We start from the raw sequence: 20610 nt of genomic DNA on the forward strand, positions 1-20610 counted from the left end.
CTCGTCCTCGCCGAAAAGACGGCCGGCAGGAATCACGTCGCGATCAGCAACACCACGACGGCTGCGACGGCCACGCTGGCGATCGTGCCCCATTTCATCAGCCCGACAAAGCTGTGATAGGTCTGGTTCGCGCTTTTCATATTGCCGTTCGACGCCATGCCATGTCCCCTTCCTGATATAGTGGTCCCGTCCTTATCCCGTCCCCGCGCAGCCCTCAACCTTCCAGACAGAAAATCGGCGCGGTTAAGTGAGCCTTTACCGCAGGCCGCTAGGGTCCAACGCCTGATCAAGAAATGCGGATCATGACAAGGGGTTGGAATGGCACGCGACGGCGTACCCATAATGATGCTGATCGATGACGAGCCGGCCCAGCGCCGCCTGGTATCCGCGCTCGCTTCACGCGCGGGATGGCGCACGATCTTCGCGGCCGATGCCGAAACGGCGCTGGCGATGCTGGGCACGCAGGACGGCATGCTGCTGGACGCTGTCATCCTGGATCAGTGGAGCCCGGACTATGAGCCGTCGGGACTGATTCGCGATTTGCGCGCAGAGCGCCCGGCCCTGCCAATCCTCGTCCTTACGGCGCACAACAATGTGGCTGTAGCGGTGGAGGCCATGCGGGCGGGCGCGAGCGACTATCTGTCAAAGCCGATTGCGCCCGAACGCTTGCTGGCCGCGCTCAACGCTACGCTGGCCGACGGCGCGGCCGCAGGCGAATTGCGGCCGCTGACCGAAAAGATCACCGCCCCCCTGTCGTTCGAGGATGTGGTCGGTTCCGCACCGCAATTCCGCGCCGCGCTGGCGATCGCGGCCAAGGCCGCGCGAGCGCGGGTTCCCGTTCTTATCGAAGGCGAAAGCGGGGTCGGCAAGGACGTTATCGCCCGCGCAGTGCATGCTGCGTCCCCGCGCCACAAACAGGCGATGGTGACGGTCAATTGCGGTGCCATTCCCGCCAATCTGGTCGAATCAGAACTGTTTGGACATGAACGCGGCGCATTTACCGGGGCGTTTGACCGCCATGTCGGCAAGTTCGTGGCCGCTGACATGGGTACGATATTCCTGGATGAAGTCAGTGAAATGCCGCTCGACGCGCAGGTCAAGCTGCTGCGGGTGCTGCAGGATGGCGAGGTGCAGCCGATCGGCGCTCGCCGGCCCGTTCACGTCGATGTGCGCGTAATCGCAGCGACCAACAAGCGGCTGAGCGAAGAAATCGAAGCGGGGCGATTCCGCGAAGACCTTTATTATCGGCTCAACGTCGTCCAGTTGACGGTGCCGCCGTTGCGCGAACGGATGGGCGACATACCAGCGCTTTGCCGCCACTTGCTGGCACGGATCGCCGGACAGCCGGGTCTTCGCAGTCTGGGGCTGACGGATGATGCGCTGTCTCTGCTGATGCAGCATCCCTGGCCCGGCAATGTGCGCCAGCTGCAAAACGCCCTCTTCCGCGCAGCGGTCTTGTGCGATGGCGACGCCCTGACGCCCCAGGATTTCCCGCAGATTGCGGCACAGATTCGCGCCGGCGGCATGATCGACCGGATGACGCCGCAGGTGCGTTCGATCAGCCAGCCGCATCGCGACGGGGCCGGCATCACCCTGTTCGAACTGGATGGCCATGTCCGCCAGCTCGCGGAGATCGAGGCGGACGTGATACGGCTGGCCATCGGCCATTATCGCGGGCGCATGACGGAGGTTGCGCGTCGGCTGGGCATCGGCCGGTCGACCCTGTATCGCAAGCTCGCCGAACTGGGCATTGATAGCGCCGCCTGAACCAGCCATCGTCTGCTGCTTCCTTGCGGCGTTGAAATCCGCGCGTGGCTATGCTTTGGACGCAGGATGAAACATGCCCCGCTCATCGCCTGCCTGCCCATCCTCCTGCTCGCCGCCTGCGGCCGGACCGAGCCGGTCGCCGACATGCCGAGCCAAGAGGAATTGGCAGCAGCCGCCAATGCCGCAGCCGCCAACGCGCTCGAAAGCCAGCAGGCCGATGAAAGCGCGGACAGCCGCAATTATGTGAACCTGGATCGCGGCTTTTCCGTTACCCTTCCCGAAGGTTGGGTGATGGACAAGGGCGCGAGCAATGACGATGGCGTCGTTTATGAAGATCCGGGCGCGGGCGCTGACGTGCGCGTCTTCTGGCAGAAGAACGAGGGCGACGAGACGCTGCAGCAGACGGTCGAAGCGTTGAACAGCAGTGCCGAAGGCGTCGATGGCGATTTTGTCGGCGATAGTGAATATCGCGGCACGGCCAACGATGGCGAAGGCAATAATGTTGCTGTTCGCCTGTTGCGGCAACCAGACGGCGCGGTCGTAACGGCGACCTTCGTCTATCCCGAAATGCTGAGCGAACAATATCAGGGCATTGCGGAAAAACTGCTAGACAGTTTGCGCGTTTTTGCGCCGCGCGAAGCGAGCGATCAGACGCAAACCCCTGCGGCCGCCGCCAACGCCGCCCAACCCTGACAGGCGTCAGGGCGCGGGGCGCAGCACCCTTTTCTCCGTTAATGTTCGGGTGCCGACCGTCAGTGTACGACCCTGTCGCGTGACGAGGCCGCTCACCGGCGACACATTATAGTCCATCTGAACGTCCACGCCCGGCCCGGCCAATGTTTCGGTCAGGGAAAGGCCATCGGCCACCCGACCCTGCAAGGTCAGGACGCCTTCGACTGGAACGGGCCGGCCCAATGGCGATCCCGCCATTGTCCTGACACCCCGGCCATGAGCGCCATCTTCGACCTCGCTCGCTGCGAACAGGAACAGCGGCTGATATTCGCCAGCCAGCAGGGCAAGCCGCCCGTCGCGAGCCAATCCGTCGAATAATGTCCTGACGCTTTGCGCGGCGCGATGGCGGGGCGTGTCAGGGGCGAACTGCGCCATCATCGTCTCCAGGCCATGCTCGACTGCGGACCACACCGCTTCATCATCGTCCAAGGCAATGATCTTTCCCTGTGAATCCAGGTGGAAGCGCATCTCGACCCCGATGAGCGGCGTCAGGGCGGCGCGGAAGGATGCGGCGGCGGCATCGCTCGCATCGCTGTCGAGTGAACGGAGAACGGCGTACAACTGATAGCCATCCCCCACCCGTTCAAATCGCACCGTGCGATGCGCGCTGAACCGGCTCTCCTGACCGGCGATGGGGCGATGCTGATCAATGTCATAGGCCAATTGCTGGCCGACAGGCGGCGCGAACGGGATCGCGATCCGCTCCGCCGCCACCGGCTGCGCCGCTGCGGCCAGCAACAACGTCGCAAATCCGCGCGCCGGCGTCATGCGCGCGCCTGACCCGACGCGTGCGCAGCCCAGGCCGCCGCCGCCACGACCAGCGCGCCGACGGCCTGATGCAACACCGCGAGTGGCAGGGCTATGCCCGTCATCACCGTTGCAATTCCAAGCAATATCTGCGTGCCGACGGCGGCATTGAGCGCCATCGAAGCGCCGCGCTGTCTCGCTAGCTTGGCGCGGCGCGCCAGCAGCATCAGCATAGCCGCGGCGATCCAGGCCCACCAGCGATGGATGAAATGGACAAGATAGGGATCAGACGACAGCGTCGCCCAAAACGACCCTGACCAATTAATGCCCTGAGGCACCAGATGGTCATTCATAAGCGGCCAAGTGCTGGATACATAGCCCGCGTCCAGCCCGGCGGTGAAAGCGCCAAACATCAATTGCACGCCAAGCGTTACAAGAACCGCCAGCGCGAAAGGCCGCAGGCGCGCCGGCCGCGCCGCAGGACGCCGCGCCAGGACACGCAGGTCGAGCGCGGTCCAGATCAGCCCGCCCATGATGAAGAGCGCCGTCAGCAAATGCACCGCCAGCCGATAGTGGCTCACATCGGTGCGGACGGACAGGCCGGACTTCACCATCCACCAGCCGATCGCGCCCTGCAGTCCGCCGAGCGCCAGCAATGCGACCAGACGCCAGCCATAGCCTGTCGGGATCATCCGTTTCCACGCGAACCACAGCAGCGGCAACGCAAAGGCAACGCCGATCAGCCGGCCGAGCAGACGATGCACCCATTCCCAGAAAAAAATGAACTGGAACTGCGACAGGGTCATGCCACGATTGATTTCCTGATATTCGGGAATTTGCTGATAAAGGCGAAAAGCCTCCATCCATTGGTTGTGGGTCAGAGGCGGGATTGCCCCGGTGATCGGCTTCCATTGGGTGATGGACAAACCCGATTCGGTCAGGCGGGTAATTCCGCCCACCACCACCATGCAGAAGACCAGCGCCGCCACCATCAGCAGCCATCTGGCGATGGCGCGCGGCGCCGAACGGTGATCCATGATCGTCATGGCGCGATCCTTGCGCCCAACCCTTTTCCAATTCAAGACCGGTGGCAGAGACCGATCGTCCCAAGCGCCAATGCCCAGCGATCCGCTGGCCCACATTCGTCACCGTGTTGGGCGCGCCACCTTGATATTGAATTTGTATGAGTATATCAGGCAGCCAAGCGCGCGGAATGCGCCTCTTCTTTTTTCAGGATGCCCTCATGAGCGATTCGTCCAAGTCCGCCCCGAAGCTGCGTAGCCGCGCCTGGTTCGACAACCCCGACAATATCGACATGACCTCGCTCTATCTCGAGCGATACCTGAACTATGGTCTTTCCCTGGAGGAGTTGCGCAGCGGCAAGCCGATCATCGGCATCGCCCAGACCGGCAGCGACCTGTCGCCGTGCAATCGCCATCATATCGTGCTGGCCGAACGCATGCGTGAGGGCATCCGCGAAATGGGCGGCATCGCCATTGAATTCCCGGTCCACCCCATTCAGGAAACGGGCAAGCGCCCTACGGCCGGGCTGGATCGCAACCTGACCTATCTGGGCCTGGTCGAAGCCCTCTATGGCTACCCCCTTGATGGCGTCATTCTGACCACCGGTTGCGACAAGACGACGCCGGCGCTGCTGATGGCTGCCGCTACCGTCAACATCCCCGCAATCGCCTTGTCCGTCGGGCCGATGCTCAATGGCTGGCACAAGGGCGAGCGTACCGGTTCGGGCACGATCGTCTGGCACGGCCGCCAGCTGCTTGCCGCCGGCAAGATCGACGATGAGGGCTTCATCAAGCTGGTCGCGTCTTCCGCCCCCTCAACGGGCTTTTGCAATACCATGGGCACGGCCAGCACGATGAACGCGCTGGCCGAGGCGCTGGGCATGATGCTGCCGGGCACGGCTGCAATCCCCGCGCCCTATCGCGATCGTCAGGAAGCGGCCTATCATACCGGCAAGCGCATCGTCGACATGGTGCATGAGGATCTCAAGCCCTCCGACATCATGACGCTGGATGCCTTCCATAACGCGATCGTCGCCAACTCGGCGATCGGCGGATCGACCAATGCGCCCATTCACCTGGCCGCGATCGCGCGGCACATGGGCGTCGACCTGCCGCTCAAGGATTGGGAGACAGTCGGGCACAAGGTGCCGTTGCTGGTCAACATGCAGCCGGCGGGCGAATATCTGGGCGAGGATTATTATCGCGCCGGTGGTTTGCCCGCGGTCATCAGCCAGCTGATCGACCAGGGGCTGATCCGGACAAACGCGATGACCGTCAACGGCAAGACCATGGGCGACAATTGCCGGGGGGTGGAGATTGAAGATGAGAAGGTCATCCGGCCTTTCCATCAGCCGCTTAAGGAAGAAGCCGGCTTCTTGGTCCTGACCGGCAATCTGTTCGACCAGGCCGTCATGAAGACCAGCGTCATCAGCGACGAATTCCGGGCGCGCTATCTTTCCAATCCCGACGATCCCGAAGCGTTTGAAGGCGCGGCGGTCGTGTTCGACGGCCCTGAGGATTATCATAACCGCATCGACGACCCGTCGCTCGGCATCACCGCCCAAACATTGTTGTTCATGCGCGGCGCAGGGCCGATCGGCTATCCGGGTGCTGCCGAAGTGGTGAACATGCGCCCCCCCTCCTATCTTATCACGGAAGGGATCAGCGCCTTGCCTTGTATCGGCGATGGCCGCCAGTCGGGCACGTCGGGCAGCCCATCCATCCTCAACGCCTCACCCGAAGCCGCGGCGATGGGCGGCCTGGCATTGCTTGAAACGGGCGACCGCGTGCGCATGGACCTGAAGAGCGGCACCGTGAATGTCCTGATTTCCGACGAGGAACTGGAGGCGCGCCGCGCGAAATTGGTGGCGGCGGGCGGGTATAAATATCCCGCCTCGCAGACGCCCTGGCAGGAAATCCAGCGTTCTGTCGTGGGTCAGATGAACACCGGCGCCATATTGGAAGGCGCCGAAAAATATCAGCGGATCGCCCAGACCAAGGGCCTGCCGCGCGACAATCATTAAGCATTGAAAGCGGGACGGCGGCTTTCCATCTGCGTCGCCATCCTCCCCCGCTCCCATCCGCATAACGGTCGCCGTCATATTCTGGCGGCGCAAAAGACCAGCAGCCCCTCTTTAAGGAGACAGCCATGTTCAACGGAGCCATCCTCATCGGCGCGAGCGAGCGCACCGGCGGCCAGCCCTTCCACGCCATCAATCCAGCGACCGGCGAAAAGGGCGATGTCGCCTTTTCCAGCGCCATGCCTGCGGACGTCGAGCAAGCCACCAAATTGGCCGACGAAGCCTTTGAAAGCTTTTCTACCCTGTCTCCTGACGCCCGCGCCACCTTCCTGGAAAGCGTGGCCGACAACATCATGGGTATCGGCGATCTGCTGATCGAAACCGCGATGGCAGAATCCGGCCTGCCGCGCGCGCGACTGGAGGGCGAACGCGGCCGGACGGTCGGCCAGTTACGCCTGTTCGCTTCCTATGTCCGCCTGGGCGACTGGCTAGACGCCACGATCGACCGCGCCATGCCGGAACGGGCGCCTCTGCCCCGCGCCGACCTGCGTAGGGTCAATCATTCGGTCGGACCCGTCGCCGTCTTCGGCGCATCCAATTTCCCCCTGGCCTTTTCGGTCGCGGGTGGCGACACCGCAGCCGCCTTCGCGGCGGGTTCACCCGTCGTCGTCAAGGGGCATAGCGCGCATCCTGGCACCGGCGAACTGGTTGCCCGCGCCATCCAGGCGGCAGTGAAGAGCTGCGGCCTGCATGAAGGCGTCTTTTCCTACCTGCCGGGTGCTGATCGCGCCCTGGGCGGCGCTCTGGTCGCTGATCCGCGTATCAAGGCTGTCGGATTCACCGGTTCGCGCGGTGGCGGCACGGCGCTGATGAAGATCGCCGCCGAACGGCCCGAGCCGATCCCGGTCTACGCCGAAATGTCGTCGATCAACCCGGTGGTGCTGCTGCCCGGCGCGCTCGCCAGCCGCGGCGAAGCCATGGGCGCGGCCTTTGTTGGTTCGCTCACCATGGGTTCGGGCCAGTTCTGCACCAATCCCGGCCTTGTCATCGCGCTTGATGGTCCGGATCTCGATACGTTCGTCGCGTCGGCCGCTGCCGCCATGTCGGGCGCGGCGCCGCAGGTGATGCTGACGCCGGGCATTCACGAAGCTTATGAGAAGGGCGTTGCCGCCCTGGCTAGCGCCGACGGCGTCACCACCGTCGCGCGCGGCACCGAACCCGAAGGCGTCAATCGTGGACAGGCTGCCTTTTTCTCGACCGACAGCGCGACGTTCACGTCGAACCCGGTTTTGGCGGAGGAAGTGTTCGGGTCTTCCTCGGTTCTCATCCGTTGCTCGAGCATCGATGAGGTCGTTGCGACGATCGCCGGTCTGGAAGGTCAGCTGACCGCCACGTTGCAAATTGGCGAGGGCGATCAGGATCACGCCGCCAAGCTGTTGCCGACGCTGTCGCGCAAGGTTGGGCGCATTCTCACCAATGGCTGGCCCACCGGCGTCGAAGTGACCCATGCCATGGTTCACGGCGGCCCCTTCCCTTCGACCGCCGATGGTCGTTCGACCTCGGTCGGCACGCTGGCGATGATGCGGTTCCTGCGCCCCGTCTGCTATCAGGACGTTCCTGATACGCTGCTGCCCGCCGCGTTGCAGGATGCCAATCCCTGGGGCCTTACGCGCCGCGTCGAAGGCAAGCTGGAGGTCGCAGCCTGATGATCCGGGCCGGTCTCGTCGGCCTTGGCAAGATTGCGCGCGACCAGCATTTGCCGGCGATCGATAAGGTCGACGGCATCGCGCTGGTCGCGGTCGCCAGCCGCAACGCGCAAGCGGAAGGGGTCCAGAATTATCCCGACCTCGGTGCGATGCTGGCAGGGGAGCCTGATCTGGACGCCGTCATCCTGTGTCAGCCGCCCCAGGTCCGCTACGCCACAGCCAGACAGGCGCTGCTGGCGGGCAAACATGTGTTCCTCGAAAAACCTCCCGGCGCGACCGTGTCCGAGGTGGAGGCGCTGACCGCGCTGGCCAGGCAAAAAAACGTTACGCTCTACGCCAGCTGGCATAGCCGCTATGCCGCTGCGGTGGCCCAGGCCAAGTCCTGGATAGCGGACCGCAAGGTGGAACGGATCGACATCCAATGGCGAGAGGATGTGCGCCACTGGCATCCGGGACAACCCTGGATCTGGGAGGCTGGCGGTTTCGGAGTCTTCGATCCTGGCATCAACGCCCTGTCGATCCTGACCGAAATCGTCGGGGAGCCGATCACCCTTCTGTCGGCGGAACTGGAAGTGCCGTCCAATAAGCAGGCACCGATCGGCGCGACGCTGGGCATGGCGACGGCATCGGGCGCGGCGATCGACACCGTGTTCGATTGGCGCCAAACCGGGCCGCAAACCTGGGACATAGCGGTCGAGACCGACAATGGCAGCCTTTTGCTATCAGAAGGTGGCAATACATTGCGGCTCGACGGCGAAGTGCAGATGAAGGCGCCGGATGAGGAATATCCCGCAATGTATCGACGCTTCGTCGATTTGGTGGAACGGCGGGCCATCGACGTCGACACCGCGCCATTGCGATTGGTGGCGGACGCCTTCCTTTGCGGGCGGCATTGTCCTACGGCAGCGTTCGAGGATTAATCTAAAAGGAAAACGCCATGGGGAGCGCGCGCAAGGAGGGCCATTTCGGAACCGACGAGGGCGCGCTCCGCATCCATCAAGCCATTGCCCGCGACCTGGGCACCGCCATTCTGACCGGCAAGCACAAGCCTGGCGATTTGTTCGAAGGCGAGATCGAGGCCGCCGAACGGCTTGGCGTATCGCGCACCGCCTATCGCGAAGCTGTGCGTATCCTGATTGCCAAGGGCATGCTGGAAAGCCGGCCGAAAGCGGGCACGCGCGTGCTTCCCCGCGCGCGCTGGAATGTGCTCGACCCCGAAATGCTCGCCTGGATGTTTGCTGGCGAGCCCGATCGCGCCTTCATTCGCGACCTGTTCGAACTGCGTGGCGTGATCGAGCCGGCCGCCGCGGAATTCGCCGCCCGGCGGCGCACGGACGATCAACTCGCGGTCATGGATACGGCATTGGGCGAAATGCGCCGCTATGGCCTCTCCACGCCCGAAGGCCGCGCCGCCGACCAGCGCTTTCACCATGCCATATTGGCTGCGGCCCATAATGACGCCCTGGCTGCGCTTGCCAGTTCCGTCGGCGCGGCGGTCAGCTGGACCACCACGTTCAAGCATCGCAAAAAGCTGCTTCCGCGCGATCCGCTGCCCGATCACCAATCCGTGCATAAGGCCATAGCTGCACGCGACACCGCGGCGGCGCGCGATTCCATGGCTGAACTGCTTCGCCTCGCCTTGGCCGACATGGATATCGCGCTGTCGGAGTGACTTCGACGCCTTGGGGCCCAGATCGACAGGGAACCCGCACTCCGGTTCGCGCGCTTGCTTCCCGATATCGGCAAGCAGGGGATTGGAATGACAGATATCGTAGCGCAGCAGGTCCATGCCCACGCACCATGGCAGATACCGGCGCGCGGCTGGTGGCAAATCCTCAAACGGGTTTACGGCAAATTGTCGGCCAATCACATCAGCCTGTTGTCGGCGGGCGTCGCCTATTACGCCTTTTTGTCCATCGCTCCGCTGCTGCTGGCAGTGGTCCTGACCTATGGTCTGATCGGCGATCCTCAACTGGTGGCGGACAATGTCCGGTCGCTGATCACGGTCGTGCCACAGGAGGCCGCCAAGCTCATCTACGAACAGTTGATGGCCATTGTGACGACGACCAAGCCCGCCGTCGGCCTGGGCTTGATCTTTGCCCTCGCCTTTGCCGTTTATGGCGCCACCCGTGCGTCCTCGGCAACGATCGAGGCGCTCAATATCATTTATGAACAGACCGAAGCGCGGTCGATCTTCGCCTTTTACCGGGTGTCCCTGGGAATCACTTTCTCTGCGGTCCTCGTGGTCGTGGTGGGCGTGCTCACCGCGTCGGTGATCGGGTTTCTCGAAACATTGACCAATGGCTGGGGCCAGATTGCGATCTTCCTGACCAAGGCGATCACCTGGATCGTGGCGGGAATGTTCGCCAGCTTGATCTTCGCGCTCATCTACCGTTTCGGGCCGCATCGGCGCAAGGCGCGCTGGCGCTGGCTGACGGCGGGATCCGTCACTGCAACGGTGCTCTGGCTGCTCTCGACGCTGGCCGTATCCTTCTACGTGTCGAAATTTGGCAATTACAACGAAACCTATGGCTCACTGGGCGCCGTGGTCGTCCTTCAACTGTGGCTTTATGTCTCCGCCTTCGTGGTTCTGCTGGGGGCACAGCTCAATCGGGAGGCCGAACGCCAGACAAGCGCCGACACGCAGATCGACGAGCCGCCGGCGCAATGACGGCGGCGCGATAATCGCGCTTGCCCTGCCCGCTTCGCCACGCTAAAGCGCCCTCCTTCGCCGGCACAGGAGTGTAGCTCAGCTGGTAGAGCGTCGGTCTCCAAAACCGAATGCCGGGGGTTCGAGTCCCTCCACTCCTGCCAAGCGAACTGGCCGCGATCCCTTGAATATCAATGGGCTCGCGGCTAAGTGCGCAGGCGAAACAAGGTCGCGGAGCAGGCGGCCGCACCCCCGGACGCTGGAACAGGCGGGATCGGGAGGGCGGACTGTTGCTTCGCGAATTGGCGTTGATACGAAGGTGAAAAGGCAGGCGATGGCGAAGGTTTCCCCCGGCGAATTCGTCAATCAGGTGAAGACCGAAGCGTCGAAAATCGTGTGGCCGACCGGTCGCGAAACGGTGATGACTGGCGTGATGGTCGTCATCATGACTACGCTGCTGGGGCTCTTCTTCTTCGGCATCGACACCTTCTTCGGCGCGATCGTCCAGTGGCTGCTCAGCCTCGCGGCCGGCCGGGCCTGATCGGGAGTATGAAAGAGTAACATGGCGCGCTGGTACATCATCCACGCCTATTCGGGCTTCGAAAGCAAGGTCAAGGAATCGATCCTGGCCGAAGCCGAGCGCATGGGCCTCTCCCAACTGGTCGAACAGGTCGAGGTGCCCACCGAAACGGTGACCGAAGTGAAGCGCGGCAAGAAGGTGCAGGTCGAGCGCAAGTTCATGCCCGGCTACGTCCTCGCCAAGCTTAGCATGAACGACGACATCTATCACCTGGTGAAGAATACGCCCAAGGTGACGGGCTTCCTTGGCTCGTCGGGCAAGCCCCAGGCGATCAGCGAGGGCGAGGCCGCCCGCTATTTCGGCGCCCAGAAGGAAGCCGAGGCCGCGCCCAAGCACAAGGTCAATGTCGATTACGAGATCGGCGACAGCGTCAAGGTTCTGGACGGCCCCTTCGCCAGCTTCAACGGCGTGGTCGAGGAACTGGATTTCGAAAAGAACCGGGTCAAGGTTTCGGTGTCGATCTTCGGTCGCGCCACCCCGGTCGAACTGGATTTCGAACAGGTCGAACTGTCGAAATAAGAATGATGCCCGTCATCCGGATATGATCCGGAAAGATGGGCGACGAAATTGCCGGGAAGCCGGTAATGCATGCGGGAGGGTTGCTTTATGCAGCCTGCTTGACCGCTAAACTTGAAAGAGAGTGACAATGGCCAAGAAGATTACGGGCTATATCAAACTCCAGGTGCCCGCTGGAGCCGCCAACCCCTCGCCGCCGATCGGCCCTGCCCTGGGTCAGCGCGGCGTGAACATCATGGAATTCTGCAAGGCGTTCAACGCCTCGACGGACAAGATGGACAAGGGCACGCCGTTGCCGACCATCATCACCGTCTATGCGGACCGTTCGTTCAGCTTCGTCACGAAGATGCCGCCGGCAACCTACCTGATCAAGAAGGCGATCAACCTGAAGTCGGGCTCGAAGGAGCCGGGCAAGGCCGTCGCTGGCAAGATCACCCGCGCACAGCTCGCCGAAATCGCGCAGGTCAAGATGCCCGATCTCAACGCGAACGACATCGACGCTGCAACGAAGATCATTGAAGGCTCCGCGCGCGCGATGGGCCTCGACGTGGTGGAGGGCTAAGACCATGGCAAAGCTGACCAAGAAGGCGAAGGCCCTGGCCGCTGCCGTTGACCGCGAAAAGCTGCACGGCGTCGATGAGGCGCTGGGCCTGATCAAGACCCACGCGACCGCCAAGTTCGACGAAAGCGTCGAAATCGCGATCAACCTGGGCGTCGATCCGCGTCACGCTGACCAGATGGTGCGCGGCGTCGTCACCCTGCCCGCTGGCACCGGCAAGGACGTGCGCGTCGCCGTGTTCGCCCGTGGCGACAAGGCCGAAGCCGCCAAGGCGGCCGGCGCCGAAGTCGTCGGCGCCGAAGACCTGCTGGAATCGATCCAGGGCGGCAACATCGATTTCGAACGCGTCATCGCCACCCCCGACATGATGGGCCTCGTCGGTCGTCTGGGTAAGGTGCTGGGTCCCAAGGGCCTGATGCCGAACCCGAAGCTGGGCACCGTGACCCCGAACGTCGCCGAAGCCGTGAAGGCCGCCAAGGGCGGACAGATCGAATTCCGCGTCGAAAAGGCAGGCATCATCCACGCCGGCCTTGGCAAGTCGAGCTTCTCTGCCGAAGACCTGCGCAAGAATTTCGACGCCTTCGTCGACGCGATCGTCAAGGCGAAGCCGTCGGGTTCGAAGGGCAAATATGTCCGCAAGATCGCCCTGTCGTCCTCGATGGGCCCGGGCGTGAAGGTCGATGTGGCGGAAGTCGCTTCCGTCTGATCGACTGAAAAGTGATAAAGGGGCCGCTTTCCCTCCCATGCGGGGGAAGGCGGCCTTCTTGTTTTCTTTGCCGCTGCTTCGACATCGAGGCGGCGTCGGACCGGAATGGTCCGCAAGAAGGGGGACACCCCTCCACCGGCATGGCCGGCCCCCCTCCCCAAATGCGGGAGGATTTGGAACCGAAGGACTGACCATCCTTCGGGCCTTCGCATCCCGCGAATGGCATGAACGGTCTTTCGTATCCGTCGGGAATGGCGGGTCGCTATTTTACCGATGGAACTCAGAAATATGGCTTTTGAAACTCTCCCCGCCCTGCTGTCTCAGGCGCTCGTCGCCAAGGGCTATGAAGCACTGACCCCCGTGCAGTCCGAAGTCACGCAGGAAGAAGCGCATGGCCGCGACCTGCTTGTTTCGGCGCAGACCGGATCGGGCAAGACGGTCGCTTTCGGGCTCGCTATGGCGGGCGAATTGCTGGGCGATGCGGAGCGCCTGCCGGTGGCCGGCCTGCCGCTGGCGCTGGTGATTGCGCCGACGCGCGAACTGGCGTTGCAGGTCAGCCGCGAGCTGGAATGGCTCTACGGCGCGGCACGGGCGCGCATCGCGACCTGCGTCGGCGGGATGGACGCGGCCAAGGAGCGTCGGAACCTGAGCCATGGCGCACATATCGTGGTGGGTACGCCAGGGCGTCTGCGCGACCATCTGGAGCGTGGCGCGCTGGACCTGAGCGGGATGCGCACGGCCGTTCTGGACGAAGCCGACGAAATGCTGGACATGGGCTTTCGCGAGGATCTGGAGGCCATCCTGGACAGCGCGCCGCAGGAACGCCGCACGCTGCTGTTTTCGGCCACCATGCCCAAGCCGATCGTGACCATGGCCAAGCGCTACCAGAAGGACGCGCTGCGCATTTCGACCATGAGCGAGGAACGCGGCCATGGCGACATCAGCTATCAGGCGCTGACCGTCGCACCTTCCGACATTGAGAATGCAGTGGTGAACCTGCTGCGCTTTCATGAGGCGGAGACGGCGATCCTGTTTTGCGCCACCCGTGACAATGTGCGCCACCTTCACGCCAGCCTGACCGAGCGCGGCTTTGCCGTCGTGGCGCTGTCGGGCGAGCATAGCCAGAATGAGCGCAACCATGCGTTGCAGGCGCTGCGCGACAAACGGGCGCGGGTGTGCGTGGCGACCGATGTGGCCGCGCGCGGCATCGACCTGCCCTCGCTGTCCCTCGTCGTCCATGTCGAACTGCCCCGCGACGCCGAGACGATGCAGCATCGGTCGGGCCGCACGGGCCGCGCAGGCAAGAAGGGTACGGCCGTGCTGATCGTCCCCTATCCGCGCCGCCGTCGCGTCGAATCGATGCTGCGCGGGGCGAAGATTCCGGTGGAATGGGGCACCCCGCCGAGCAAGGAAGCGATTCTGGAGCAGGACAATGCCCGCCTGCGCGCCAGCCTGATGGAGCGCGCCGAACTGGACGAGGCGGACTGGACGCTGGGCGCAGAAATCCTGGCCGAGAAGAGCGCCAAGGAAATCGCCGCGATGCTGGTGAAGAGCGCACGTGCCGCCTTGCCCGCGCCCGAAGAACTGCTCGACCGCAGCGAAGCGCCGACGCGCAATGACGGTCCACGTCCAGGCTTTGAAGATACGCAATGGTTCCGCATGGACATTGGCCGCCGGCAGAATGCCGATCCGCGCTGGATCCTGCCGCTCATCTGCCGTCGGGGCCATGTGTCGCGCCAAGACATCGGCGCGATTCGTATCACGACGAACGAGACGATGTTCGAGATCCCCAAGGCGATAGTCAGCCGCTTCACTTCCGCCTTGAAGCGCACGGGGGAAGCCAATGACGAGGGCGCCGATGTTGCCTTCGAGATGATCGAAGGCAGCCCGCGGGAGGAAGCGCGCCAGCACAAGCGCGCCGGTCGTCCCAATGATCGCGGACCGCGCGGCAATGATCGGGCCTCGCGTCCCGGCGGCCATGCACCGCGCCCCTTCAAAAGTGGGCGCAAGGGGCCACCGCGCGGTCGCTGAGCCGTTGGGCCACCTGCCCCTTCGGACAGGCTGGGATATTGAAGGGCCGTCGGTCATTCCATCGGGATGACCGACGGCCCTTTGCTCATTCCCGTGCTCGGCGACCAGTTGACCCCTGACATTGCCGCCCTGCGCGCTGCCCACAGGGATGACAGCATTGTCCTGATGATGGAGGTGGCGGACGAGACGGCCTATGTGAAGCATCACAAGGCCAAGATCGCGTTCATCCTGTCCGCCATGCGCCATCATGCCGAACGTCTGCGCGCCTTGGGCTGGACGGTCGATTATGTGACTCTCGACGCGCCTAACAATAGGGGCTCTTTCACCAGCGAGGTTGCGCGGGCAGTTGAGCGGCATCAACCGCGCGCGATTCACGTGACCGAACCGGGCGAATGGCGTGTCCGGTCCATGATCGAAAGCTGGGAAACCCGCTTCGCCATCCCGGTCACCATCCATGAGGATGATCGCTTCCTCTGCTCCCATGCGGAGTTCGACAGCTGGGCAGCGGCGCGCAACCAGTTGCGCATGGAGTTTTTCTATCGCGACATGCGGCGCAAGACCGGCCTGCTGATGACGGACGCGGGCGAACCGGAGGGCGGGCAATGGAATTATGATGCCGACAATCGCAAGCCAGCCCCCGATCGCGACCTGCTGATGCCGCATCCGATCCGGTTTCGTCCCGATGGCGTGACGCAGGCGGTGCTGGATATGGTTGCCGATCGCTTCGCCGACCATATTGGCAGCCTCGACTATTTTCATTTCGCGGTCACGCATGACGAAGCGCTGCGCCAGCGCAAGCGCTTCCTGGACGATGCCCTGCCACGCTTTGGCGATTATCAGGACGCAATGCTGACCGACGAGCCATTCCTGTGGCACTCGATCCTGTCACCCTATATCAACGCCGGGCTGCTGGATCCGCTGGATCTGTGCCGGGAGGTCGAGGCGCGCTATCGCGCGGGCAAGGTGCCGCTCAATTGCGCCGAAGGCTTCATCCGCCAGATCATCGGCTGGCGCGAATATGTGCGCGGCGTCTACTGGCATGAAGGGCCTGATTATGGAAAGCGCAACGCGCTGGAGGCACAGCGGGACTTGCCCGACTTCTACTGGACCGGCGAGACAGAGATGCATTGCCTGGCTCAGGCGATCGGCCAGACCATCGACCATGGCTATGCCCATCATATCCAGCGGTTGATGATCACCGGTAATTTCGCCCTAATCGCGGGGATCGACCCGCATCAGGTGCATGTCTGGTATCTGGAGGTCTATGCCGACGCCTATGAATGGGTGGAGATGCCTAACACCATCGGCATGGCGCTGTTCGCCGATGGCGGCTTGCTGGGCAGCAAGCCCTATGCGGCCGGGGGTGCCTATATCAATCGCATGTCAAACTATTGCGGCACATGCCGCTACGATGTGAAGAAGCGGGTGGGCGATGACGCCTGCCCTTTCAATGCGCTCTACTGGGACTTCATCGCGCGGAACGAGCGCAGGCTCGCACGCAACCCGCGCATGGCGATGCCCTATCGCAACTGGCAGAGGATGAAGGAAGAGGACCGCGCCGCCACCCGCAAGCAGGCAGCGCGATTCCTGGAGAGCCTCTGACTAACCCTATGCGCCGCAGAGCGTGAGCATGCGCGCCGCCAATTCGCGTTCCCCCATGACGATGTGTCCGACTCCCAAGGATTCCAGATGCGCAACTTCGGCGTCGCTGTGCGCGCGCGCGATGACATTGAGCGTCGGATTGAGATGGCGGGCATGTTCGTGGATTGCCCCACCCTCAAAGCCCTCCGGCACGGCGATCAGCATATGCCGCGCTTCCGCTATGCCCGCGGCGATAAGATAGCGATCATCCAATGCGTTGCCCCGAATGACATCATGCCCGTCCTCAGCCGCCTCGCCGGCCTTTTCGGCGTCATCCTCTATGACGACAAACTGGACTCCCCTGGTTGCAAGGCGAGCGGCGATCAGTTTGCCGACCCGGCCGTAGCCGACGACGATCATGTGGCCCATGGCCTGGGCGACCTGGCGGTCGGTTTCCGATGGCTCCTCCTCGTTCTGCCTATGCGCGCGGACGATCAGGGAGAAGAGGATGGGATTGAGGAAGATCGACGCCATCGCTCCGGCCAGGATCAAATCCCGCGCATCAGCAGGCAGGACGCCAAGGCCAGTGCCCAGGGACGCGAGAATGAAGGAAAACTCTCCAATCTGCGCCAAACTGGCGGCGATGGTGATGGCCGTCACATTGGGATGGCCGAAGGCGCGAACAATGCCCCAGGCCGCGATGGATTTTCCGATGACGATGATCAGTATCGTCGCCAGCAACGGCAGCGGATGTTCGACCACCACGGCTGGATTGAACAACATGCCCACCGATACGAAGAACAACACCGCAAAGGCATCGCGCAGGGGAAGCGTCTCCTCGGTCGCGCGGCGGCTGAGCGGCGTTTCGCCCAGGATCATGCCGGCAAAGAAAGCGCCCAGCGCGAACGACACATCAAAGACATAGGCGGCGCCGAACGCAACGCCCAGCGCGATCGCCAGGACAGCCAGCCGGAACAGTTCGCGCGACCCGGTGTGCACGACCCAGTGCAGCGCCCAGGGGATGACGCGACGACCAACGACCAGCATCACGACAACGAAGCCGACAACTTTAAGCAGGGTGCCGAGCAAGGGCGCAAGCAGAGCTGACGCACCCTCACCCTGGTCATTGTCCAGCACGGCGGCAAGCGCGGGCAACAGCACGAGGGCGAGCACCATCACCAGGTCCTCCACGATCAGCCAGCCGACCGCGATGCGGCCTCTGCGCGTATCCACCAGATCAGCGCCCTGTAGCGCACGCAACAGAACCACGGTGCTGGCGACGGCAAGCGCGAGGCCAAAGACCAGGCCGCCCATCACCGTCCAGCCCATGACATGCGCCAGCCCCATGCCCAGTAGCGTGGCCACGGCGATCTGGACCAGGGCGCCTGGAACCGCGATGTGCCTGACCGACAGCAAATCCTTGAGCGAGAAATGCAGGCCGACGCCGAACATCAGCAGGATCACGCCGATTTCCGCCAATTCATTCGCCAGCCCTGCATCCGCGACAAAGCCGGGCGTGAACGGACCCACCAGAATGCCCGCGATCAGATATCCGACAAGTGGCGAAAGTTTCACGCGATGCGCGAGTGATCCCATGATGAATGCGACGACCAGTCCCGCGACGATCGTGCCAATCAACGGTGTATGATGCGGCATGTCTGCCTTTCCATTTTCTGCAAACCACCGGGCGTTGCACGAAGCGAGCGCCCGGCTTTGATGGGGTTCAGTCCACTATGGTGATCATCACCATGGACAGAATTGCGGCGGCAATGCCCAGACCGCCCATGGTCAGAGGCATAAACCACCAGGGTGGCCGCTGGCGACGCGAAGGGTCGCCCGACGGATCATCGAGACGCGACATATTCGCTCTCCCGCTGCTGTGGCGAAGCGTTCGTCACGAACGCCGTGGCATCCAAATGTCGTTACAGACCGGCCGGTGGCGCACGCGCACGATGTGCGCGGAGCAGATCGTGCCGACGCAGCGCGGGGACTGCCGGCAATGGCATCGCGGCCACACCTGCCGCCCCCGCAGCCAGGGTGAGCCATGCCGCCTTGCGGACGAGCAGGAATGCATGTGACACCCCGTCCGCGTCCTTGCGCCGCGAAGGAGACATAGCCTGCATGGTGCTGGCGCGCGATTTCAGGACGACTTCGGTCGTGGCCGGATTGAATGCCGAACCCTTGAGGCGGGTGAGCGGCGCGCCTATGGGAGCGAGCGCCGACAGCAAGGTGATGAAAATAAGCGTCCAGAATGCCGCGCGCACCGGCAGGCGCTCAACATGGCGCGCTGCCAATATGCTAATGCCGCTACCGGGCCGCATCGTCACTTCCGACTGCCATCACGGTCAAGATAGGCGGGCGCGAAGATGAAAGCCAGACCGGAAACGGCCCCGGATCGGTTGACAGCAGCGAGTCATTCCACTAACGGGCCACATTCCCGCGCGGGTCGACAGGATTTCCTCCTCGATGATCTGCGTAAAGCAGATTTGAACGAGAAGAGACAAGCCATGTTCGCTATCGTGCGCACGGGCGGCAAGCAGTATCGCGTCGCCGCCGGAGACAAGATCGTCGTTGAAAAGCTGGCTGGCGAAGCCGGCGACAAGGTCACGTTGGATGACGTCCTGCTGGCCGGTGACGGCGGCGACCTGAAGGACACCGCCAAGCTGACCGTCGCGGCCGAAATCATCGCGCAGGCGAAGGGCGAGAAGGTCATCGTCTTCAAGAAGCGCCGTCGCCACAATTATCGTCGCAAGAACGGCCACCGCCAGAATCACACGATCCTCAAGATCGTGTCGATCGGCGCCTGAGCCACAGCGTAGAATTTCGAGGAGTTTAGGTCATGGCACATAAGAAAGCTGGCGGTTCGTCGCGCAACGGTCGCGATTCGGAGTCGAAGCGCCTTGGCGTGAAGAAGTTCGGCGGTCAGGACGTGATCGGCGGCAACATCATCATTCGCCAGCGCGGCACCCGCGTTTATCCCGGCCGCAATGTCGGCATGGGCAAGGATCACACCCTCTTCGCGCTCGGCGAAGGCAAGGTGGTATTCCACACCGGCAAGCTCGGCCGCAAATATGTGTCGGTTGACGCAATGGCCGAAGCGGCAGAATAACGGACGACTGATGACGGGTCGTCCTTGAACAAGGGGCGATCCTTCCGGTGTCGGGGCCATTGGCCTGACCCGGTGTCCAAGGGAATAAGGGGCGCTCCTCATAGGCAGGAAGCGCCCCTTTTCCGTGGGGCGAAACCTTCTTCAAAATTCCCTTAAACCTCTGGAACTCAACGCCTTCTCGCGCGTCATGGGGGCAAGGAAAACAACCGGAGGAGACCGTCGTCAAGCCGTCATCATCGCCGGCTAACGACGCGCACGAGAGGAGAGACAAGAATGTTCGCCCGCACCCCCCGGCTGTTGCTGCGGCCCGGCTGGATGGAAGATGCCCCGGCGCTGGCCGCGGCCATCAATGACCCTGCGGTCCTGCGCAATTTATCGCATGTGCCCAATCCGTATACGGCAGAGGATGCGCAGCGGTTTCTGGCCCTGCCCCATCATCCCCGGATGCCCCGGCTGCTTGCCTTTTCGCGCACGCGGGGTGCTCCGCGCTTGATCGGCGGCTGCGGCGTTCATCCTGGTGCTGATGGCGCGCCGGAACTGGGCTACTGGATTGCCCGCGCCTATTGGGGCCTGGGCTTCGCTACGGAAGCAGCCGGCGCCGTCATCGGCATGGCGCGCGCCAATGGCATACGCACCATCCGCGCCGCCCATTGCGCCGACAACCCGGCATCCGGCAATGTCCTGCGCAAACTTGGCTTCCGCTTCACCGGAGAAACGCAGAAGCGCCATAGCCTGGGCCGGAACGCAATCGTCGATTGCCTGATCTTCGAGGAAGGTGAAGGCGGCGGCATGAATGACGATCCAATGATGGACGCTTACGCAAACGACCTGCCGGTCGCCGCCTAACCCGGCCGATGCAGTCCTAAAGGGGTGGCGATTTCGA

The 20610-nt window shown here is 63.2% G+C and carries 22 protein-coding genes and 1 tRNA gene; 17 read left to right on the top strand and 6 right to left on the bottom strand.

All coding sequences use genetic code 11. The features are described from left to right. Positions 1-32: 32 nt before the first annotated feature. On the bottom strand, positions 33-158 hold the full coding sequence (locus B2V90_RS12390) for an aa3-type cytochrome c oxidase subunit IV (protein ID WP_009822411.1): 126 nt from the start codon (positions 156-158) through the stop codon (positions 33-35). A gap of 160 nt (positions 159-318) precedes the next feature. Between B2V90_RS12390 and B2V90_RS12395 the strand changes: the two genes are divergently transcribed. Both B2V90_RS12395 and B2V90_RS12400 read left to right on the top strand, forming a co-directional pair. Continuing rightward, positions 319-1767 carry a sigma-54-dependent transcriptional regulator gene (locus tag B2V90_RS12395; protein ID WP_228220741.1) on the top strand — a complete coding sequence of 483 codons (1449 nt, stop codon included), beginning with the start codon at positions 319-321 and terminating at the stop codon, positions 1765-1767. A 66-nt stretch (positions 1768-1833) separates the two neighbouring features. Beyond that, a complete protein-coding gene (locus B2V90_RS12400) occupies positions 1834-2460 on the top strand; it encodes a hypothetical protein (protein ID WP_228220740.1) in 627 nt (208 codons plus the stop codon). A 6-nt stretch (positions 2461-2466) separates the two neighbouring features. On the opposite strand, the gene B2V90_RS12405 is transcribed toward B2V90_RS12400, so the two are convergent. Then, entirely contained in the window at positions 2467-3267 is an 801-nt protein-coding gene (locus tag B2V90_RS12405; RefSeq protein ID WP_228220739.1) for a hypothetical protein, read from the bottom strand. Continuing rightward, on the bottom strand, positions 3264-4292 hold the full coding sequence (locus B2V90_RS12410; RefSeq protein ID WP_228220738.1) for a COX15/CtaA family protein: 1029 nt from the start codon (positions 4290-4292) through the stop codon (positions 3264-3266). Before B2V90_RS12410 ends, B2V90_RS12405 begins: the two co-directional genes overlap by 4 nt. Before the next feature lie 197 nt (positions 4293-4489). Between B2V90_RS12410 and B2V90_RS12415 the strand changes: the two genes are divergently transcribed. From B2V90_RS12415 to B2V90_RS12470, 12 genes are all read left to right on the top strand, one after another. Beyond that, on the top strand, positions 4490-6292 hold the full coding sequence (locus tag B2V90_RS12415; RefSeq protein WP_037543412.1) for an IlvD/Edd family dehydratase: 1803 nt from the start codon (positions 4490-4492) through the stop codon (positions 6290-6292). A gap of 125 nt (positions 6293-6417) precedes the next feature. Next, a complete protein-coding gene (locus B2V90_RS12420) occupies positions 6418-7995 on the top strand; it encodes an aldehyde dehydrogenase (NADP(+)) (RefSeq protein ID WP_228220737.1) in 1578 nt (525 codons plus the stop codon). Further along, positions 7992-8915: a Gfo/Idh/MocA family protein gene (locus B2V90_RS12425; protein WP_037542983.1), complete on the top strand. Its 924-nt coding sequence runs from the start codon at positions 7992-7994 to the stop codon at positions 8913-8915. The genes B2V90_RS12420 and B2V90_RS12425 overlap by 4 nt, the downstream gene beginning before the upstream one ends. A 17-nt stretch (positions 8916-8932) precedes the next feature. Beyond that, entirely contained in the window at positions 8933-9667 is a 735-nt protein-coding gene (locus B2V90_RS12430) for a FadR/GntR family transcriptional regulator (RefSeq protein WP_228220736.1), read from the top strand. An 87-nt stretch (positions 9668-9754) separates the two neighbouring features. Further along, the gene (locus B2V90_RS12435; RefSeq protein ID WP_228220735.1) at positions 9755-10666 is read left to right on the top strand and encodes a YihY/virulence factor BrkB family protein; all 912 of its coding nucleotides are present in this window, start codon (positions 9755-9757) and stop codon (positions 10664-10666) included. A gap of 67 nt (positions 10667-10733) precedes the next feature. After that, positions 10734-10809: transfer RNA gene (locus B2V90_RS12440), tRNA-Trp, on the top strand. A gap of 170 nt (positions 10810-10979) precedes the next feature. After that, a complete protein-coding gene (gene secE / locus B2V90_RS12445; protein ID WP_009822421.1) occupies positions 10980-11186 on the top strand; it encodes a preprotein translocase subunit SecE in 207 nt (68 codons plus the stop codon). A gap of 21 nt (positions 11187-11207) precedes the next feature. Then, positions 11208-11744, top strand: coding sequence for a transcription termination/antitermination protein NusG (gene nusG / locus B2V90_RS12450; protein WP_009822422.1), 537 nt, complete (start codon positions 11208-11210; stop codon positions 11742-11744). 127 nt (positions 11745-11871) lie between these two features. Then, positions 11872-12303 (top strand): 50S ribosomal protein L11, encoded by a 432-nt coding sequence (gene rplK, locus B2V90_RS12455; protein ID WP_009822423.1) that lies wholly within the window; start codon positions 11872-11874, stop codon positions 12301-12303. A 4-nt stretch (positions 12304-12307) separates the two neighbouring features. Further along, positions 12308-13006: a 50S ribosomal protein L1 gene (rplA, locus tag B2V90_RS12460; RefSeq protein WP_009822424.1), complete on the top strand. Its 699-nt coding sequence runs from the start codon at positions 12308-12310 to the stop codon at positions 13004-13006. Between the two features lie 288 nt (positions 13007-13294). Continuing rightward, positions 13295-15037, top strand: a complete 1743-nt coding sequence (locus B2V90_RS12465) for a DEAD/DEAH box helicase (protein ID WP_228220734.1) — start codon at positions 13295-13297, stop codon at positions 15035-15037. A 66-nt stretch (positions 15038-15103) separates the two neighbouring features. Further along, positions 15104-16639, top strand: coding sequence for a cryptochrome/photolyase family protein (locus B2V90_RS12470; RefSeq protein ID WP_228220733.1), 1536 nt, complete (start codon positions 15104-15106; stop codon positions 16637-16639). A gap of 6 nt (positions 16640-16645) precedes the next feature. Here B2V90_RS12470 and ybaL read toward each other — a convergent pair whose 3' ends face one another. From ybaL to B2V90_RS12485, 3 genes are all read right to left on the bottom strand, one after another. Continuing rightward, positions 16646-18274 (bottom strand): YbaL family putative K(+) efflux transporter, encoded by a 1629-nt coding sequence (gene ybaL, locus B2V90_RS12475; RefSeq protein ID WP_228220732.1) that lies wholly within the window; start codon positions 18272-18274, stop codon positions 16646-16648. A 67-nt stretch (positions 18275-18341) separates the two neighbouring features. After that, complete coding sequence (locus B2V90_RS12480) at positions 18342-18479, bottom strand: hypothetical protein (protein WP_009822428.1); 138 nt, start codon at positions 18477-18479, stop codon at positions 18342-18344. Between the two features lie 61 nt (positions 18480-18540). Further along, entirely contained in the window at positions 18541-18939 is a 399-nt protein-coding gene (locus B2V90_RS12485; protein WP_228220877.1) for a hypothetical protein, read from the bottom strand. 186 nt (positions 18940-19125) lie between these two features. Here B2V90_RS12485 and rplU point away from each other — a divergent pair, with 186 nt between their 5' ends. From rplU to B2V90_RS12500, 3 genes are all read left to right on the top strand, one after another. After that, positions 19126-19425, top strand: a complete 300-nt coding sequence (gene rplU, locus B2V90_RS12490; RefSeq protein WP_009822430.1) for a 50S ribosomal protein L21 — start codon at positions 19126-19128, stop codon at positions 19423-19425. Between the two features lie 32 nt (positions 19426-19457). Beyond that, on the top strand, positions 19458-19727 hold the full coding sequence (rpmA, locus tag B2V90_RS12495) for a 50S ribosomal protein L27 (RefSeq protein ID WP_009822431.1): 270 nt from the start codon (positions 19458-19460) through the stop codon (positions 19725-19727). A 273-nt stretch (positions 19728-20000) separates the two neighbouring features. After that, positions 20001-20573, top strand: a complete 573-nt coding sequence (locus B2V90_RS12500) for a GNAT family N-acetyltransferase (RefSeq protein WP_009822432.1) — start codon at positions 20001-20003, stop codon at positions 20571-20573. The last annotated feature ends 37 nt before the right edge of the window (positions 20574-20610 follow it).

Source organism: Sphingobium sp. UBA5915 (assembly GCF_002431195.1).
GTDB lineage: Bacteria > Pseudomonadota > Alphaproteobacteria > Sphingomonadales > Sphingomonadaceae > Sphingobium > Sphingobium soli.

Bases quoted from the DNA above. Each gene is read 5' to 3' on its own strand.
- B2V90_RS12485 (WP_228220877.1), bottom strand. From the start codon at position 18,939: ATGCGGCCCGGTAGCGGCATTAGCATATTGGCAGCGCGCCATGTTGAG.
- rplK (WP_009822423.1), top strand. From the start codon at position 11,872: ATGGCCAAGAAGATTACGGGCTATATCAAACTCCAGGTGCCCGCTGGA.
- rplA (WP_009822424.1), top strand. From the start codon at position 12,308: ATGGCAAAGCTGACCAAGAAGGCGAAGGCCCTGGCCGCTGCCGTTGAC.
- rplU (WP_009822430.1), top strand. From the start codon at position 19,126: ATGTTCGCTATCGTGCGCACGGGCGGCAAGCAGTATCGCGTCGCCGCC.
- B2V90_RS12410 (WP_228220738.1), bottom strand. From the start codon at position 4,292: ATGACGATCATGGATCACCGTTCGGCGCCGCGCGCCATCGCCAGATGG.
- B2V90_RS12420 (WP_228220737.1), top strand. From the start codon at position 6,418: ATGTTCAACGGAGCCATCCTCATCGGCGCGAGCGAGCGCACCGGCGGC.
- B2V90_RS12390 (WP_009822411.1), bottom strand. From the start codon at position 158: ATGGCGTCGAACGGCAATATGAAAAGCGCGAACCAGACCTATCACAGC.
- B2V90_RS12435 (WP_228220735.1), top strand. From the start codon at position 9,755: ATGACAGATATCGTAGCGCAGCAGGTCCATGCCCACGCACCATGGCAG.
- secE (WP_009822421.1), top strand. From the start codon at position 10,980: ATGGCGAAGGTTTCCCCCGGCGAATTCGTCAATCAGGTGAAGACCGAA.
- nusG (WP_009822422.1), top strand. From the start codon at position 11,208: ATGGCGCGCTGGTACATCATCCACGCCTATTCGGGCTTCGAAAGCAAG.
- B2V90_RS12395 (WP_228220741.1), top strand. From the start codon at position 319: ATGGCACGCGACGGCGTACCCATAATGATGCTGATCGATGACGAGCCG.
- B2V90_RS12465 (WP_228220734.1), top strand. From the start codon at position 13,295: ATGGCTTTTGAAACTCTCCCCGCCCTGCTGTCTCAGGCGCTCGTCGCC.
- rpmA (WP_009822431.1), top strand. From the start codon at position 19,458: ATGGCACATAAGAAAGCTGGCGGTTCGTCGCGCAACGGTCGCGATTCG.
- B2V90_RS12415 (WP_037543412.1), top strand. From the start codon at position 4,490: ATGAGCGATTCGTCCAAGTCCGCCCCGAAGCTGCGTAGCCGCGCCTGG.
- B2V90_RS12480 (WP_009822428.1), bottom strand. From the start codon at position 18,479: ATGTCGCGTCTCGATGATCCGTCGGGCGACCCTTCGCGTCGCCAGCGG.
- ybaL (WP_228220732.1), bottom strand. From the start codon at position 18,274: ATGCCGCATCATACACCGTTGATTGGCACGATCGTCGCGGGACTGGTC.
- B2V90_RS12470 (WP_228220733.1), top strand. From the start codon at position 15,104: ATGACCGACGGCCCTTTGCTCATTCCCGTGCTCGGCGACCAGTTGACC.
- B2V90_RS12500 (WP_009822432.1), top strand. From the start codon at position 20,001: ATGTTCGCCCGCACCCCCCGGCTGTTGCTGCGGCCCGGCTGGATGGAA.
- B2V90_RS12405 (WP_228220739.1), bottom strand. From the start codon at position 3,267: ATGACGCCGGCGCGCGGATTTGCGACGTTGTTGCTGGCCGCAGCGGCG.
- B2V90_RS12430 (WP_228220736.1), top strand. From the start codon at position 8,933: ATGGGGAGCGCGCGCAAGGAGGGCCATTTCGGAACCGACGAGGGCGCG.
- B2V90_RS12400 (WP_228220740.1), top strand. From the start codon at position 1,834: ATGAAACATGCCCCGCTCATCGCCTGCCTGCCCATCCTCCTGCTCGCC.